The organism is Ruegeria sp. BHSB064, assembly GCF_059613205.1.
On sequence record NZ_JBXWSB010000037.1, the window covers coordinates 20655 to 36639 of the forward strand.

Consider the following 15985-nt stretch of genomic DNA (forward strand, 5'->3'; position numbering starts at 1 on the left):
GACGCATGGGAAGGTTGGACATTTTCCAAGCGCACCTTTAGCGCGGAGCCGTTCCTCGCAGGCTCTTCATGATTCAAACAACCTATCCCAGCCCAGTACGCGCGCACCGCACCGCTGACATGGTTGTCCATGGGATCGGGCTGTCCCTGATCCTGACGGCTGGCAGCCTGCTGATCGTGAACGCCTATCACCGTCTGGATGTTGCGCTGCTTCTTGCGGTCATCGTTTATGTTCTCAGTGCACTTGCCTCGAACCTTGCGTCCTGCGCCTATCATTTCGCGCCTTGGCATGATCGTCGCAAGCTGTTGCGCCGCATCGACCACGCCGCGATTTATCCCAGTATCTGCGGGACCTTCACGCCATTCTTCGTTCAGGCGGGCACGACATGGACCATGACCTTGCTTTGGGTATGCTGGGGTCTGACCATCGCAGCTGTCTGGAACAAGATTGCGAATGAGACGGTCAAATCACGATGGTCGACGGCGTCATACCTCGGTCTGGGCGGCATCGGTTTGGGCGCGATCCCCGACATGACCACCGTTCCGACAGCTACCCTTTGGTGCATTGCGGGCGGCGCAGCCAGCTATGTTGTTGGAACGATGTTTTACGCCCAAAAAACACTGCCGTTTCGTTACGCGATATGGCACGTCTGGGTGAATCTGGGCGGGGTTCTGATGTTCGTCGGAATCTGGCTGGCGCTGTTTTCTAAATAAAACGGCAGGGTCGGGGCGTTGACGCCCCAATCCATTTTGTGAAAACGAACTGATCCTAGGTCAGAGCAACCCTTCGGCGCGCAGAAGGTCCTGCATGTTTGCCTCGGGGCGTGGACCGATATGGCTGATGACTTCGCGGGCACAGACATTGCCGATCTTTGCGCAGGTCTCATAATCACGACCAGTGGCCATGCCAAACAGGAAGCCTGCAGCAAACTGATCACCCGCACCTGTTGCATCCACGGGCACAACCTTTTCAACCGGAACGTCAATGCGGTTGTCACCATTCAGGACCGTCACGCCATCGCCTGAACGGGTGCAGACCACCAGCGGGCATATTGCAGCGGTCTTGGCCAGCGCTTCGTCCAGATCGTCGGTTTCGAACAGCGATTTGATCTCGGCCTCGTTGCCGATCACGAAATCCAGCTCATTTTCGATCAGCAGCAAAAAATCGACCCGGTGGCGTTCCACGCAGAACGGGTCGGAAATGGCGATACCGGCCTTGCCACCACCCTTGTGACAGGCGCGTGCGGCTTCGAGAAACGCAGCTTTGCCCTTTTCCTTGTCGAACAGATAGCCCTCGAGGAACATGATCTGGCTGTTACCAGCGACATCATCCGAGACGTCCTGCGAGGACAGCTCGGACGAAATCCCCAGATAGGTGTTCATCGACCGCTCGCCATCAGGCGAGACGAAGATCATTGAACGCGATGTCGGCAGCTCACCGCCCGGGACCGGAGGGTTCACAAAATCAACACCGTCTTCGTTCATCGCATCCGCATAAAAGCGGCCCAGCGCGTCGTCATGCACGCGCCCGATAAAAGCGGCGTCCAGTCCAAGGGCTCCGGCACCCGCAATCGTATTGGCGACCGAGCCGCCCGGCGTCTGCACACGGCCTTCCATCGAGGCATAGAGAACCTCACCGCGCTCCTGCTCGATCAGCTGCATGATGCCTTTCTCGATGCCCATCAGTTCCAGGAAACTGTCATCGGCTTGGGAAATCACGTCCACGACGGCATTTCCGATGCCGGTCAGTTGGTAAGTTTTCATTGGGTTTTGTCCTCGAATTGACAGAGATCACGGATGATGCAGGTCGGGCATTGCGGCTTGCGTGCCTTACAATGGTACCGGCCATGCAGGATCAGCCAGTGATGTGCATGAAGTTGAAAGTCAGCAGGAATGTTGTCTTCGATGGCCCGCTCGACTGCGTCCACGTCCTTGCCGGGGCAAATGCCGGTTCGGTTGCCAACGCGAAAGATATGCGTATCAACCGCCTGTGCAGGTTGCCGCCACCACATGTTCAGAACCACATTGGCCGTCTTGCGCCCGACGCCCGGCAACGATTGCAACGCGGCGCGGGAATTGGGCACCTCGCCGCTGTAATCCTCAACCAGTATCCGGCTCAACTTGATGACATTCTTCGCCTTTTGGCGGAACAGGCCGATGGTCTTGATATGTTCGATCAGGCCCTCTTCGCCAAGGTCCAGCATCTTTTGCGGTGTGTCGGCGATCTTGAACAATTCGCGCGTGGCTTTGTTGACGCCCGCATCAGTTGCCTGCGCCGAAAGCGCGACCGCCACGACCAGCGTATAGACGTTCACATGCTCAAGCTCGCCCTTGGGTTCCGGGTCGGCTTCCTGAAAGCGCGTAAAGATCTCGCGGATCGTATGATAGTCGAGTTGTTTAGCCATCCGGGCCTTAATGCCGTGGGATTGTGCGGGCTGCAATTGAAAACACGCTTGATGTGGTCATGCGCACGACTCGTCTAGCATGGTTGCAAGCTTTACAGCTTCAAATTCAGCAGGGGTCTCGTCACCCTTCGGGCAAAAGCTGGCCACCAGAAGCCCGGAACAAGTGTCTGGAAACTGTGCGATCAAATTTGCCGAAAACGGGCCGCATCCAGTGTGCCCGAAAACGCGGCCCACGGGATGGGCTGCACCGATCATCAGACCAAGCCCATAGCCGGTTTCGCTCCAAACCCGTCCCGGAATAGCCGGGCCTTGCATGGAACGGCTGAGCATCTGATCTTTGCTTGCAGCAGATAACAGATCGCCATTCAGGACAGCGTGTAACAGGCGCAAGGCATCAGTTGCAGTGCCCATAAGGCAGCCGTGGTAAACCCAGTCCGGGTGATAGCCGTGTGCGTTCCAATACAATTGTTCGAAATCACCCCGCGTCCGAGCAACGCGTGCAGTCAGAGCCAGCGGTTGGCAAATGCGGGCCTGCATGATTTCGGCAAGGCTGGCGGTGTGCACCTCTTCCAGAAATTGACGTAAAAGCAGGTAGCCCACATTTGAATATACCCAGTTCGTTCCGGGCGGGTAGGCGAGGTTGCGAAAATCTGCTTCTGCCAGCAGCTGCTCGACAGACCAGGGATCTGCACCTTGCGCGACAGCATCTCCATAGCCCGGCAGCGCCCCATAATCCCTCAGCCCGGCGCGGTGCTGCATCAATTGGCGCAGCGAAAACGGGTGCTCTCGGAACGGTGCATCAAGATCGCATTGCTGCCGTTCCCACGCTTGCATGACAAGAACTGCGATTGCAGTTTTGGTGAAGCTCCACCACGGAAAAAGGGATTCACCGCACTCGTCCAACAGAACGCGGCCTGTTTGGTCCATGGCGACGGAAAGGATCATGTTCGGCTAGGGATTGAATGGATGCGGTTCGACCCTATGGCAGTTCAATTCTCAAAGAAATACGGTTGCGCAAGTTTCGGGTCGCTCACCAATAGACAGCCGACGTATAGTCTGGGAAATAGTGCAAGAGGTAAGCGACATGAATGTCCAGACCCCGGAAAGCGGATACCACTACAACGTCATGCGCCGCGCGATCGACCTGATCGATCAAGGCGGCGAGGGCCTGAGCCTGGATGAGCTGGCCCGTCAGATGGATATGAGCCCCGCCCACTTTCAACGCCTGTTCTCGCGTTGGACCGGTGTATCGCCGAAACGGTATCAACAATACCTGACGCTGGGCCATGCTAAGGCTCTGCTGCGCGAGCGGTTTACCACTTTGGAAACCGCGCATAACGTTGGCCTGTCCGGCAGCGGCCGCCTGCACGATCTGTTCCTGAAATGGGAATCCATGAGCCCCGGCGAATACGCCCGCAAAGGTGCAGGTCTCACGATCTATTGGGGTTGGTTTGAATGTCCCTTTGGCCCTGCGCTTGTCATGGGCACCGACAAAGGTATCTGTGGCATAGCCTTCGGCGCCGAAACCGGGGAAGAGGCTGCGATGGAAGACATGATCTCGCGCTGGCCCAAAGCGGATTTCGTCGAGGATCCGATGCGTTTGCGCCCTTGGGTGCTGAGCGCTTTTGGCGCTGCCAGCGACCGGCTGGAACCAACGCCGCTTTACCTGATCGGATCGCCTTTGCAGATCAAAGTGTGGGAAGCGCTGATGCATATCCCGTCGGGGCAGGTCACGACCTATTCCGAGATCGCGCAGCGCGTGGGTTCACCACAAGCCGTTCGCGCCGTTGGAACGGCAGTTGGGCGTAACCCGGTCAGTTGGTTGATCCCCTGTCACCGTGCGTTGCGCAAGTCGGGTGGGTTAGGTGGTTATCACTGGGGTCTGCCGGTGAAGCGCGCCATGCTGGCCTATGAAGCAGCGCAGGCCGATGCCTGATTGACAGATGACCCGACCGCTGCCAAAAGGCACCGCAGGTTCGGGTCCCCTGCCGTTCGCGGCCTTTGGCTTTGGTGAAACCCGGTTTGAAAGACATCTGTTGCCCTTTTCCGGCGCGCGGATGGTAATGCGAACCCCGTCCTAAACACGCGCCCGTTCAAGGAAACGAGGCACATGATGACACGATTCCAAACCATTGCTCCGGTTGAAGAGCTGAAAGAGCAGGCAAAACGCTTGCGGGAAAAACTGAAAGCGACAGGTGTATCACTGTCGCATAGCGCCGCATTGGAACTGTTGGCCCATCAGCACGGCGTGCGAGACTGGAACACATTGCATGCAATGGCCGGAAATCGGATGCACTTGCGTGTAGGTGACCGGGTCGAGGGACGATACCTGGGTCAGGCATATACCGGGGAAATTCGCGGCATAACCATGCTGGGCGATGGCGCGCGCCGTCGTGTTACCCTGCATTTCGACGCGCCCGTCGATGTGGTGCGGTTCGATAGCTTTTCCGCCTATCGACAGCGCGTCACCGGAGAGATTGGCTGGGATGGTCAATCCCTACGGCACACATCTGACGGAGAGCCTCAGCTTGTGGTGCGGCCTGTTTGAAGCACTAAGGGCGGGGCACCTGTATTGCCCCGCCTAAATTGAATGACTCATTGGATAACTTATTCAGCCGCCCATCCGCCGACCGCTTTGACTTCAAGGAAGTCTTCCAAACCGAAAACACCACCTTCACGCCCGTTGCCGGATTGCTTCATGCCCCCGAACGGAGCGCCCGCGCTGCGTGATTGGCCGTTCATCTCGACCATGCCCGAGCGTAAGACCCTTGCCATGCGATTGGCCCGCGCGCCGTCTTGCGTCTGAACATAGTTGGTCAGGCCATAGGGCGTGTCGTTGGCGATCTCGATGGCTTCTTCTTCGGTGTCGAAGGGGATCATGGTCAGAACCGGACCGAAGATTTCTTCGCGTGCGATGGTCATTTGGTTGTTTGCATCGGCAAAGACCGTGGGGCGGACATAGTAGCCTTTGTTCAGCCCCTCGGGCCGCCCAGTGCCACCGGCAACCAGACGCGCGCCTTCGTCGATGCCTTTCTGAATCAAATCCTGAATCTTGGTCCACTGGACCTCGTTCACTACGGGACCAATATGGCGGCCTTCTTCGGTGGCAGGGCCGACCTTGACCATGTTGGCCACTTCTGTCGCCGTTTCCACGGCTTTGTCGTAGATCGGGCGCTGCACCAGCATCCGGCTGGGTGCGTTGCAGCTTTGGCCCGTGTTTTGCATCATGTGCAAAACACCGCGCTTGACCGCCTTATCATCTGCATCCTCAAAGATCACATTCGCGCCTTTGCCACCCAGTTCCAGATGCACCTTCTTGAGCGTCTCAGCAGCGTTCTTCGAAATCGCGGTACCGGCGCGGGTCGAGCCGGTAAAGCTGACCATATCCACATCTGGATGGCCGGACAGTTGCGAGCCAACGCCCACCCCGTCACCGTTGACCAGATTGAACACGCCGGGCGGGAAACCTGCCTCGTGCATCATCTCTGCAAAGATCATCGCGTTCAGGGGGCTTTGTTCTGACGGTTTCAGAACCATCGTGCAGCCCGCGATTGCCGCTGCCCCGACCTTGAGCGTGATCTGGTTCATCGGCCAGTTCCAAGGCGTGATCAATGCAGCAACGCCTACGGCCTCATAGATGATGCGATCATTCGGTGCGTGATCCCCCAACGGGCGCTCAAACTCAAACGCTTTGGCGGCGCGGACGAAGTTTTTCAGGTGGTAGATGCCCGCGCCCGCCTGTGCCGAACGGGCCAGATCAATCGGTGCGCCCATCTCAAGTGACATGGCTTGCGCCAGATCCTCGGACCGATCCGCATAGAGATCGACCAGCTTTTCCACCAGCGCGATGCGGGTTTCCACCGGAGTTGCCATCCAGCCGGGCAGCGCGGCTTTGGCCGCCGCAACGGCCGCATTTGTATCGGCTTCATCACCCAGTGAAATCACTGCACAGGGTTCCTCGGTCGAGGGGTTGATCACTTGAAACTCATTGGGCGACGAAGGAGAAACCCACTGACCGTTGATGTAAAAATCCCGCTTTTCAATCATCATGAATCCTCCTGATGGATCAGCACTAACCCAGTTGTCAGCGCATACTCTGGCACCCATACCAAGAACGGGCAATAGTGAATTTGATCAAATTATTTTCCTTTAACGCCGACGAATTCCGTATCCCTGGGTGCCGAGGATGGTTTAACCTGCGCGCAAAGTGATTAGGTTGCACGCAACCGACTCAGGTTTTAAACAGGAAAGGAGATGCCCCATGGGTTTGCGCATCAACGATACCGTCCCCAATTTCACAGCAGAAACGGATCAGGGCACCGTTCAGTTTCACGACTGGATCGGCGACAGTTGGGCCATTTTGTTCTCGCACCCAAAGGATTTCACCCCTGTTTGCACCACTGAATTTTCAGCTGTTGCGCAGCTGAATGACGAATGGGCCGCGCGCAACACCAAAGTGATCGGTGTATCGGTCGATGGCGTCGAAGACCACAAGAAGTGGAAGAAAGACATCGAAGAATACGGCAAGGCCAACCCCGGTTTCCCGATCATCGCCGATGACGGTTTGGCCGTGTCCAAAGCCTTCGACATGCTGCCCGCAGAAGCCTATCTGCCCGATGGTCGCACTCCGGCTGACAGCGCCACCGTGCGTTCGGTTTTCATCATCGGCCCGGACAAGCAACTGAAACTGTCGATGACCTATCCGATGACCGTGGGTCGAAACTTTGCCGAGATCCTGCGTGCTTTGGACGGGCTGCAAATGTCGGCCAAGGGCGTTGCAACTCCGGCTAACTGGGTGCCGGGCGAGGACGTGATTATACCGCCGACGGTTTCGAACGAGGATGCCAAAGCCAAGTTCGGCGAGTTTGAAACGATCTTCCCTTATCTGCGCAAAACCAAAGCGCCGTCGTAATCCGGTTGCCGGGTCAGGGGGGCTGTCTGCCCCCCATCGCGCCTGTCGGCACGATTCCCCCCGAAGGTATTTTCGGCCAGATGAAGCAGGCGGCTGTTGTGGGCAGGGCGATCCACGGAACATCCAACTTAAAATTTGTTATTCGGATGCCCCCGCACCTGAAGTGCGAGGGCATGAAGGCGGCAGAAAACCGGAGAGAAACCTGACGCCCAAAGCGATCAGAAGTTGTAGCGTAGTCCGAAATTGACACTGAATGTTTCCAGATCGTCTTCCACGGTGCCGGTCAAAGCTCCGTTCGGGGCCAGGCGTTGTGAGGAAACGTCAAAGGCCCGTGCATACCGCGCATCGATGGTGAATGCGGTGGACGCGTTGATGTCATAGGCCACACCGGCGATCAGTTGGGCGGCAAATGTGGTGTCGCTGTCATTCAGTGCCACACCTGGACCATAAGCAAAATCCAGATCCGAGTAGGTAGCACCCAGACCAAACCCGGCAAACGGGGTCAGCGCGCCAGTCTGTTTGAAATCAAACAGTACATTTGCAAACAGCGAGGTCTGTGTCACATCGCCCGAGATATTGCCCTCGGCCCCCGGACCGTTGCCAGTAAAATTCACACCATCCACGTCACTGTCGCGATAGGAAAGCTCCAGTTCGACCCGTGTTCCGATCGTGTCGTTGGACCATTGCGGGATCTCTTTGCCGATGGCCACACCCAGACCGAAACCGGCATCAAAGCCCGTATCGACCGATTGCGTTGAACCACCGATCGTACCCGAAAAGTCGCTGTCTTGTAGTTGGCTGTAACCGACAAAGCCCTGAACATAGGTGCCGTTACCCAGGCTCTGCGCGGTGGCTGCGGTTGCGCCCAGCGTCAGGGCGGCGGAGGTCAGGATGAAACGACTAACCATGATCATGTCCTTTGTTCCAAAACGTTTCCCGGCGTAGATCGTGTGTCTGACGGCGCATGGAAAGGGATCGAGCGGTCACATCGGGTCACTCTAATTTGGGGCCATGTGATAGAATAAATCGTTTGTACGAATTGTTGTCGCTGAACGTCAGGCCATCAATTTCTGATCTGCGTAGAGACGTGCTAGTATTGCTGGAGGGGGCTGTTCTACAGGTTAAGGCCATCGGGTTTCCAACTGTGCTTCACAGGAGAGAACCATGGCTTTTACAGATTGGTACGTTGAAGGAGATAGTTTCGGAAACTGCAATTGCGGTTATTCCTGCCCCTGCCAATTCGAAGAACTGCCCACCCACGGAAATTGCCGGGGCTTCGAAGTGCTTGAGATTGGCACAGGGTATTTCGGCGACATTGATCTCAGTGGCGCCAAGGCGGCGCTGATCTACGCCTGGCCGGGGCCGATTTTCGAAGGCGGCGGAGAAATGCAGGTCATCGTTGATCCTGCAGCGAGCCCGGAACAGCGCGCTGCGCTGGAAAAGGTCTTTCACGGAGAAGAAACAGAAGAGATGGCGACGCATTGGTACGTGTTCCGCGCCATGTGCGATAAGGTTCATGACACGCTTTACCTGCCGATTGATTTCGAAATGGACATGGAAGAGCGCACTGCCCGCGTGTCCATCGGTGATGTTTTGAACTCGACAGGTCGCCCGATTGAAGCTCCTCATGGCGGGGGACCGCATCGCGTACGTATCGATATTCCTGGCGGTATCGAGTTCTCGATGGCCGAGATCGGCAGCGCCACAACGCGCGCTGACGCAGCGATCAAGCTGGATTTGAAAGACAGCTATGGCCAATGGCACGTTTTGAAACACGGGCCGGGCGGTGTTGCGCACTGAACTGCGTCAGGCGGCCTTCTGATGCGTATTTGGATAAACCCGCCAATTTGGAACCATCAGGTCTGCTTTCAGCAGTTCGGCTTCGAAAGGTTTAAGGACCGGCAGCACTGTTGATCCGTAACCATGCGCGCCGCAGGACAGGTCAGGGAACAGGTCGAACAATCTGCGCCGGGTGGCGGGTGCCATCGCGCTTAGGGTGGTGTCGCCGGGATAAAAGGATTCGGACCAGATTCCTTCGACATTCAGCAGCTCATGCTGATCCAATAGGATGTGAACGTATTCGATCCCCAGCGTGGGCGGGTCCTGCACAATGCTTTGCCCGTTGATCAACGCCTTCGCCGGGGCCAGCATCACGGTCTCGCCATGCATCAGTTCCATCATCGCTGAGGTCACAGCGACCCGATGTTGCGGCGACACCAGCAGGTCGCGCGTGGGGCTGTTCGGACCGAAGCAGCCTGCCTTGAAGCGTACAGGGCACAGATGCGGAGAAGAGCGCAGCTCTTGCGTCGTCAGATTCCGCCGACCGATCCAGCGTACCGGGCGAACCCGCCCGTCTGCGGTTATGACCGGATCTCCGGGCGCCAGATTTTCCACCCGACGCTGACCCGTCGGTGTCAGGATCAGCGACCCCGTGGTGAAGCACACGAAAGAGGGCAGGCTTTGATACGGGGTAGCAGCGGCGTTACCGCCAAAGCTGGTATTTTCGATGGTGTCATTCAGGGCGGCCTGACCTGAGGTGACGATGATGTAACGCGGGTTCGAGAACTGGATCAGGGTGAAACGGACCGGTGCGCCATTGATCGTACCTGTATATGTCTCGAATGTGTTGAAGTCCTTAGACGATGCAGAAATCCCGGGCAGCCCGGAAAGATCCAACTGAGCACTGTCGGGGTCCGGGTCCTGCAGGAAAGCGTCATTGTCAGTGACGTCGACGGAGTACGCTGCCGTGATATCGACGTTGCGGGAGCTAAACGGGTCCGCACTGATTTCGTAAACGGTGATCGAGGCCACGGCCGCACAGCATCCCTGAAATTGCAAATTCCAGCCTTAAGGTTGTGCTAATACGTTTAAGAACCGTTAACGGTTGATTTACCCTGTTCACAAAGTTCGGGTTGCGCTGCGTATCCCGCAAAAAAAGACCCCAGACAATGCCGGGGCCTTCTGTGTTGGACGAAAGGGCAGATTACTCTGCGTCTTCTTTCTTTTCTTTCTTTTCGGGAACGATCTCTTCGCCGGTTTCCTGATCGACGACTTTCATCGACAGGCGGACCTTGCCGCGATCGTCAAAGCCCAGCAGTTTGACCTTAACGTCCTGACCTTCCTTCAGAACATCCGACGGATGGTTCAGGCGGCGGTTTTCGATCTGGGACACGTGGACCAGACCGTCGCGCTTGCCAAAGAAGTTCACGAAGGCACCGAAGTCGACGATCTTGACCACTTTACCGGTGTAGATCTGACCTTCTTCCGGCTCGGCCACGATCGAATAGATCATGTCATATGCCTTCTGGATCGATTCACCATCCGGCGAGGCGATCTTGATCACGCCGTCGTCGTTGATGTCGACCTTGGCACCCGAAACCTCGACGATTTCGCGGATGACCTTACCGCCCGAGCCGATCACTTCGCGGATCTTGTCGGTCGGGATGTTCATGGTTTCGATGCGCGGAGCGTGGACCGAGAATTCGTTGGTCTCGGACAGTGCTTTGCTCATTTCACCCAGAATGTGCATCCGGCCTTCTTTGGCCTGTGCCAGAGCGGTTTCCATAATCTGCGGCGTGATGCCTGCGACCTTGATGTCCATCTGCAGCGAGGTGATGCCGTTTTCGGTACCCGCCACTTTGAAGTCCATGTCGCCTAGGTGGTCTTCGTCACCCAGAATGTCGGTCAGAACAGCGTAGTCACCGTCATCTTCCAGGATCAGACCCATGGCCACACCGGCAACCGGTGCTTTCAGCGGAACACCCGCATCCATCATCGACAGCGAACCGCCGCATACAGAGGCCATCGAGGACGAGCCGTTGGATTCCGTGATCTCCGATACCACACGAACGGTGTAGGGGAAATCAGTCGGCGCAGGCAGAACCGCCTGCAGCGCGCGCCATGCCAGCTTGCCGTGGCCAATCTCACGACGACCGGGCGAGCCCACGCGGCCCACTTCACCCACCGAATACGGAGGGAAGTTGTAGTGCAGCAGGAAGTTCGATTTGAAGTTGCCGTGCAGCGCATCGATGAACTGTTCGTCGTCGCCGGTGCCCAACGTGGTCACAGCCAGCGCCTGTGTTTCACCACGGGTGAACAGAGCGGACCCATGCGTACGAGGCAGCAGCGATGTTTCGGCTTCGATGGCACGCACATCTGTGGTCGAACGACCGTCGATGCGCTTACCGCCTTTGACAACGTCGCCACGCAGGATGCCTGCTTCCAGCTTTTTCATCGCCGATCCAAGATTGGCGTCTTCCAGCTGTTCCTCGGTCAGTGCTTCCTTGATCGTTTCACGGGCCGCGGCAACAGCGGCGGTGCGCTCTTGCTTGTCGGTGATCGCGAAGGCGGCGCGCATCTGCTCTTCACCGGCAGCGGAAACAGCGGCGTAGAGGTCCGAGTAATCGGGGGCGACGAACTCAAACGGCTCTTTCGCGGCTTCTTCGGCCAGCGAAATGATCAGGTCGATGACCGGTTGGATTTGCTCATGCGCAAAGGTCACGGCACCCAACATCTCGGCTTCGGACAGCTCGTAAGCTTCCGATTCCACCATCATCACGGCGTCTTTGGTACCGGCCACAACCAGATCCAGACGCTGTTCGGGGTTCAGGCGCAGGTCCTGCATGTCGTCCACAGTCGGGTTCAGGACGTATTCGCCATCCACGAAACCTACACGGGCACCAGCGATCGGACCCATGAACGGCGCGCCGGAAATGGTCAGGGCAGCCGATGCCGCGATCATCGCAACGATATCAGGGTCGTTGACCAGATCGTGGCTCAACACGGTGCACATCACCAGAACTTCGTTTTTGAAGCCGTCAACGAACAGCGGGCGGATCGGACGGTCGATCAGACGCGCGGTCAGCGTCTCTTTCTCGGTCGGGCGCGCCTCGCGCTTGAAGAAGCCACCCGGAACCTTACCGGCGGCATAGTATTTCTCTTGGTAGTGTACGGTCAGAGGAAAAAAGTCCTGACCGGGTTTTTGTTGCTTTGCAAAAGTCACGTTGGCCATAACGCTGGTTTCGCCCAGCGTGGCAATCACGGTGCCGTCGGCCTGACGCGCAACCTTGCCGGTTTCCAGTGTCAGCGTCTCTTCGCCCCACTGCATAGATTTCTTCGTTACATCAAACATATGCGTATCCTAGAACGGAGCACTCCCGCCCCTGCGGGTCTCCGGTTTTGCATGGCGGCCCCATTGCCGCCGACCCCACTTTATCTTCCATTCGAGTGCCGAGGTCAGGGCACAACGTCTCAGATACCGCGCGCATACATGAGAATGCGTTGGAAGGAAAGAGAAACCGCATCCGGTGGCCGGATAATGCTGAGACAGGCCAAAGCGTTCCTTTCGGGTGCTTGGTCTTTGTTTGGAGATGAATTCACCCACAGCGAGACCGAGCGTTTCACGGCAGTAACATCAGCCAAGACTGAGGTCCGCACAGGGTGATCACATAGTTAAAGTTGAATGCATTTTGCAAAAATATGAAGTCAGTTTAAGCTTTTACGAATGAGCCCACGGTCGAGATGACGGAAACGCGCCAAGGGGGTAACTATCTCATAACCGTCCGCCGACCGAATACCTTGGCGTTTGCAGTTAGCGAACAGAAGGGCAATCGAATGGCACAAACAAAGAAGATGCTGGATCCGGATCCCCGGATTTACGACTTCGAAACGGAATACGAACTGGGTCAGGACAATGTCCGGCCATTTGGTCTGGATATTCACAACCCGGTCTTTCTGATCTCGAGTATATTGATCTTTGCGTTCGTTCTGATCGCGTTGGCCAATCAAGAAGCTGCCGCAGCATTTTTCGGATGGCTTCGACCTTGGCTGACCAGCACCTTTGACTGGTTCCTGGTCATGTCCGTCAATGCAATCACCCTGTTCTGTCTCGTGTTGATCGTTTTGCCTGTTGGCAGCGTGCGCATAGGCGGCAAGGATGCCAAGCCTGACTATTCCTATGCCGGATGGATCGCGATGATGTTCGCCGCCGGTATTGGTATCGGTCTGCTGTTCTTTGGCGTTATGGAGCCGGTCTACTACAACTTTGCCGAAGGCGGGAACGCACGACCCCTGGGCATTGATATTGCGGTTCCGGGCAATGAATATATCGGTATCGTTGGCACCATTCACCATTGGGGCCTGGAAGGCTGGGCGGTCTATGCCGCCGTAGGTCTGAGCCTTGCGATTTTTGCCTATAACCTGAATCTGCCACTGACCCTGCGTTCGGCCTTTTATCCGATTTTGGGCGAGCGTGTTTGGGGCTGGTGGGGCCATATCATCGACACGCTTGCGGTGTTCGCCACATTGTTCGGTCTGACAACATCGCTTGGACTGGGCGCGCAACAGGTTGCAGCCGGATTGTATGAGGTGTTTGGCATCGAACCCAGCCCCACGGTTGTGGTGCTGCTGATCATCGGCATCACGCTGATTGCGTTGGGATCGGTCCTACTGGGCATGGATGCTGGCGTCAAACGGCTGAGTGAGATCAACATGATCATGGCCGTTGGTCTGTTCGTCTTTGTCATTGCAGTTACAGGTGTTGGCACAGCCATCGCGCGGTACTTCAACGTGATGGTGGATTACGTGACCCACCTTCCGGCGCTGTCCAACCCGTTTGGGCGAGAAGACACCAGCTATTTCCACGGTTGGACGACCTTCTACTGGGCGTGGTGGATCGCGTGGTCGCCTTTTGTGGGCATGTTTATTGCTCGCATCTCGAAAGGTCGCACGGTGCGAGAGTTCGTGATCTGCGCGTTGCTGGCCCCGACGGCGGTTTGCGCCCTGTGGATGTCGACCTTTGGCGGTGCCGCTATTGACATGCTGAACGCAGGTGGCGCCGAAGGTGTCCGCGCCACGGTGATCGACAGCTATGCCCCCGAAGGCGCGCTGTTCGGCTTCCTGAAAGAGCTGCCGCTCTACAGCATCGTGGCTCCGATTGCTTTGGTTCTGATCGTGATCTTCTTTGTCACCTCGTCTGACTCCGGTTCGCTGGTGATCGACACCATCACCGCAGGTGGCAAGATGGATGCGCCAGTTGTACAGCGCGTGTTCTGGTGCACGCTTGAAGGTTTGGTGGCTATCGCCTTGTTGCTCGGAGGCGGCCTGTCCGCCCTGCAAGGCGCAGCGGTGTCAACGGGGATTCCGTTTACGCTGGTGGTTCTGATGATGTGCTACTGCTTGTGGCTGGCACTGAAATCGGAACGGGCGAAGATGTAAGTCAAACCGCGTATGAAATGAAAACGCCCACCTTCCGGTGGGCGTTTTTTTGAACCGGTATCAGAACTTGCCGTTGTCATGTGCCATTTCGGACGGAATTGGGGAAACGACATCCCAATGCTCAACGATCTTGCCGTCCTCAACCCGCCACAGATCGAAGAACGCCCATGGCTCGCCGCCCATAATGGCGTCGGTGGCCACAAAGACGAAGTTGCCCTCGGCCACGGCAAATTGAGGTTCGAATTTGGTAATTACCATGCCTTGCGCGGCAAAGGCTTCGATTGCCGCCATCAGGCCCGACAGACCATCGTCAATCGAAGGGTTATGCTGCATGTAAACCTCTGGGTCCATATAGTTCGTGACGTTCTCCGGTGCGGCACCGCCCAGCACATCACGCACAAAGCCCAGCACCAATGCCTTGTTTTCTTGGGTTTTGTCGAGGTCGGTAATTTCAACCGGCCCGTCCGTCATGCCACGGCCTGATACTCTTGTTTCTGGAATGGGCTGCAGGTTGTCCCAGTGTTCGACAACCTTTCCATCTTCCACGCGGAAGACATCAAAGGCCGCAAGCGAGGACGCGCCAAACGCGTCGGCATTGTCATAAGTATTATGCAACACAACCATGTCGCCTTCAGCAAGCACACGGTGTGTTGTAGCAGTCATGCCGGATTGTCCGACCAACGGGATCAGGCCCATCAGCCCTTCGGCTCCGGTCGGGACCTGTGGATTGTGCTGGATATAGTCGGCGCTTACCATCTGGCGCGCGGCTTCAGGGTCGTGATCGATAAAGGCGGCTGAGAACAGTGCGAGGACAAGCTCTTTGGGGGTCATGGTCAATTCCTGATGATTCGTGTCGTGCTGATAGTAAGTATTAAAACTGCACCACATTTCAATTACGCACTATTAAGTCACGAGGTTACTTTCAGGATACCTTTTTTAAAACATAGGCTTGTGCACGATGGTTTAAGTTCTATTATTGCTTTAGGTAACCAAACCGCACCAGAGGTTCTCATGCTCCCCATTGGCGTCAACAGCAAGGCCGAAGCATCTAACTGTTCGATCCGTTCGGTTCTGTCCAACGTCACTGGCAAATGGCGGATGATCATCATTCTGGCGCTTGAGGATGAGCCGAAACGTTTCGGAGAGCTCAAACGCTGCATCGGCGACGTGACGCAACGTGTGCTGACAGAAAACCTGAGAGGGCTTCAACGCGATGGGTATCTGACCCGCACTGTCGATCCCGGCCCGCCTGTTGCGGTTTCTTATGCGCTGACACCTTTAGGCCGAGATCTGTTGGAGCTGCTCAAGCCGCTTGTCTATTGGTCACACGAACAAATGGATCAGGTCAAAAGCGCACGCATGGAATATGAGCGCGACCATCCTGATTGAGCGCACCTGAATCCTAACTGATTGACCCGCGCAAAAAAACGCCCGCCAAAGTGGCGGGCATTTGA

The 15985-nt window shown here is 56.6% G+C and carries 15 protein-coding genes; 7 read left to right on the top strand and 8 right to left on the bottom strand.

Annotated elements, in window-relative coordinates:
* Window positions 1–68: 68 nt before the first annotated feature.
* The gene (gene trhA / locus AC2FNU_RS11100) at window positions 69–713 is read left to right on the top strand and encodes a PAQR family membrane homeostasis protein TrhA (RefSeq protein ID WP_496788108.1); all 645 of its coding nucleotides are present in this window, start codon (window positions 69–71) and stop codon (window positions 711–713) included.
* 60 nt (window positions 714–773) lie between these two features.
* On the opposite strand, the gene AC2FNU_RS11105 is transcribed toward trhA, so the two are convergent.
* Genes AC2FNU_RS11105 through AC2FNU_RS11115 form a run of 3 tightly spaced genes read right to left on the bottom strand, consistent with a single transcriptional unit; the run spans window position 774 to window position 3349 of the window.
* On the bottom strand, window positions 774–1763 hold the full coding sequence (locus AC2FNU_RS11105; RefSeq protein ID WP_496788109.1) for an adenosine kinase: 990 nt from the start codon (window positions 1761–1763) through the stop codon (window positions 774–776).
* Entirely contained in the window at window positions 1760–2404 is a 645-nt protein-coding gene (gene nth, locus AC2FNU_RS11110) for an endonuclease III (protein ID WP_496788110.1), read from the bottom strand. The genes AC2FNU_RS11105 and nth overlap by 4 nt, the downstream gene beginning before the upstream one ends.
* Before the next feature lie 57 nt (window positions 2405–2461).
* Complete coding sequence (locus tag AC2FNU_RS11115) at window positions 2462–3349, bottom strand: serine hydrolase domain-containing protein (protein ID WP_496788111.1); 888 nt, start codon at window positions 3347–3349, stop codon at window positions 2462–2464.
* A gap of 139 nt (window positions 3350–3488) precedes the next feature.
* Between AC2FNU_RS11115 and AC2FNU_RS11120 the strand changes: the two genes are divergently transcribed.
* Together AC2FNU_RS11120 and AC2FNU_RS11125 are read left to right on the top strand one after the other, a co-directional pair.
* On the top strand, window positions 3489–4340 hold the full coding sequence (locus AC2FNU_RS11120) for a bifunctional helix-turn-helix domain-containing protein/methylated-DNA--[protein]-cysteine S-methyltransferase (RefSeq protein WP_496788112.1): 852 nt from the start codon (window positions 3489–3491) through the stop codon (window positions 4338–4340).
* A 177-nt stretch (window positions 4341–4517) separates the two neighbouring features.
* Window positions 4518–4952 carry a glyoxalase superfamily protein gene (locus tag AC2FNU_RS11125; protein ID WP_496788113.1) on the top strand — a complete coding sequence of 145 codons (435 nt, stop codon included), beginning with the start codon at window positions 4518–4520 and terminating at the stop codon, window positions 4950–4952.
* Window positions 4953–5011: 59 nt separating this feature from the next.
* Here AC2FNU_RS11125 and AC2FNU_RS11130 read toward each other — a convergent pair whose 3' ends face one another.
* Window positions 5012–6451 (bottom strand): aldehyde dehydrogenase family protein, encoded by a 1440-nt coding sequence (locus AC2FNU_RS11130; protein ID WP_496788122.1) that lies wholly within the window; start codon window positions 6449–6451, stop codon window positions 5012–5014.
* Between the two features lie 214 nt (window positions 6452–6665).
* Here AC2FNU_RS11130 and AC2FNU_RS11135 point away from each other — a divergent pair, with 214 nt between their 5' ends.
* A complete protein-coding gene (locus tag AC2FNU_RS11135; RefSeq protein WP_039543105.1) occupies window positions 6666–7316 on the top strand; it encodes a peroxiredoxin in 651 nt (216 codons plus the stop codon).
* A 218-nt stretch (window positions 7317–7534) separates the two neighbouring features.
* Here AC2FNU_RS11135 and AC2FNU_RS11140 read toward each other — a convergent pair whose 3' ends face one another.
* Window positions 7535–8224, bottom strand: a complete 690-nt coding sequence (locus AC2FNU_RS11140) for an outer membrane protein (RefSeq protein ID WP_496788114.1) — start codon at window positions 8222–8224, stop codon at window positions 7535–7537.
* Between the two features lie 256 nt (window positions 8225–8480).
* Here AC2FNU_RS11140 and AC2FNU_RS11145 point away from each other — a divergent pair, with 256 nt between their 5' ends.
* Complete coding sequence (locus AC2FNU_RS11145; RefSeq protein WP_496788115.1) at window positions 8481–9116, top strand: DUF1326 domain-containing protein; 636 nt, start codon at window positions 8481–8483, stop codon at window positions 9114–9116.
* Window positions 9117–9122: 6 nt separating this feature from the next.
* On the opposite strand, the gene AC2FNU_RS11150 is transcribed toward AC2FNU_RS11145, so the two are convergent.
* Window positions 9123–10127, bottom strand: coding sequence for a Hint domain-containing protein (locus AC2FNU_RS11150; protein ID WP_496788116.1), 1005 nt, complete (start codon window positions 10125–10127; stop codon window positions 9123–9125).
* 172 nt (window positions 10128–10299) lie between these two features.
* Window positions 10300–12447 (bottom strand): polyribonucleotide nucleotidyltransferase, encoded by a 2148-nt coding sequence (pnp, locus tag AC2FNU_RS11155; RefSeq protein ID WP_496788117.1) that lies wholly within the window; start codon window positions 12445–12447, stop codon window positions 10300–10302.
* 482 nt (window positions 12448–12929) lie between these two features.
* Here pnp and AC2FNU_RS11160 point away from each other — a divergent pair, with 482 nt between their 5' ends.
* Entirely contained in the window at window positions 12930–14531 is a 1602-nt protein-coding gene (locus AC2FNU_RS11160; protein ID WP_496788118.1) for a BCCT family transporter, read from the top strand.
* A gap of 60 nt (window positions 14532–14591) precedes the next feature.
* On the opposite strand, the gene AC2FNU_RS11165 is transcribed toward AC2FNU_RS11160, so the two are convergent.
* Window positions 14592–15362 carry a nuclear transport factor 2 family protein gene (locus tag AC2FNU_RS11165; protein WP_496788119.1) on the bottom strand — a complete coding sequence of 257 codons (771 nt, stop codon included), beginning with the start codon at window positions 15360–15362 and terminating at the stop codon, window positions 14592–14594.
* A gap of 180 nt (window positions 15363–15542) precedes the next feature.
* Between AC2FNU_RS11165 and AC2FNU_RS11170 the strand changes: the two genes are divergently transcribed.
* Complete coding sequence (locus AC2FNU_RS11170) at window positions 15543–15920, top strand: winged helix-turn-helix transcriptional regulator (RefSeq protein WP_496788120.1); 378 nt, start codon at window positions 15543–15545, stop codon at window positions 15918–15920.
* Window positions 15921–15985: the final 65 nt, after the last annotated feature.

Coding starts and splice junctions, on each gene's coding strand:
- trhA (WP_496788108.1), top strand. CDS start 69: ATGATTCAAACAACCTATCCCAGCCCAGTACGCGCGCACCGCACCGCT.
- AC2FNU_RS11105 (WP_496788109.1), bottom strand. CDS start 1,763: ATGAAAACTTACCAACTGACCGGCATCGGAAATGCCGTCGTGGACGTG.
- nth (WP_496788110.1), bottom strand. CDS start 2,404: ATGGCTAAACAACTCGACTATCATACGATCCGCGAGATCTTTACGCGC.
- AC2FNU_RS11115 (WP_496788111.1), bottom strand. CDS start 3,349: ATGATCCTTTCCGTCGCCATGGACCAAACAGGCCGCGTTCTGTTGGAC.
- AC2FNU_RS11120 (WP_496788112.1), top strand. CDS start 3,489: ATGAATGTCCAGACCCCGGAAAGCGGATACCACTACAACGTCATGCGC.
- AC2FNU_RS11125 (WP_496788113.1), top strand. CDS start 4,518: ATGACACGATTCCAAACCATTGCTCCGGTTGAAGAGCTGAAAGAGCAG.
- AC2FNU_RS11130 (WP_496788122.1), bottom strand. CDS start 6,451: ATGATTGAAAAGCGGGATTTTTACATCAACGGTCAGTGGGTTTCTCCT.
- AC2FNU_RS11135 (WP_039543105.1), top strand. CDS start 6,666: ATGGGTTTGCGCATCAACGATACCGTCCCCAATTTCACAGCAGAAACG.
- AC2FNU_RS11140 (WP_496788114.1), bottom strand. CDS start 8,224: ATGGTTAGTCGTTTCATCCTGACCTCCGCCGCCCTGACGCTGGGCGCA.
- AC2FNU_RS11145 (WP_496788115.1), top strand. CDS start 8,481: ATGGCTTTTACAGATTGGTACGTTGAAGGAGATAGTTTCGGAAACTGC.
- pnp (WP_496788117.1), bottom strand. CDS start 12,447: ATGTTTGATGTAACGAAGAAATCTATGCAGTGGGGCGAAGAGACGCTG.
- AC2FNU_RS11160 (WP_496788118.1), top strand. CDS start 12,930: ATGGCACAAACAAAGAAGATGCTGGATCCGGATCCCCGGATTTACGAC.
- AC2FNU_RS11165 (WP_496788119.1), bottom strand. CDS start 15,362: ATGACCCCCAAAGAGCTTGTCCTCGCACTGTTCTCAGCCGCCTTTATC.
- AC2FNU_RS11170 (WP_496788120.1), top strand. CDS start 15,543: ATGCTCCCCATTGGCGTCAACAGCAAGGCCGAAGCATCTAACTGTTCG.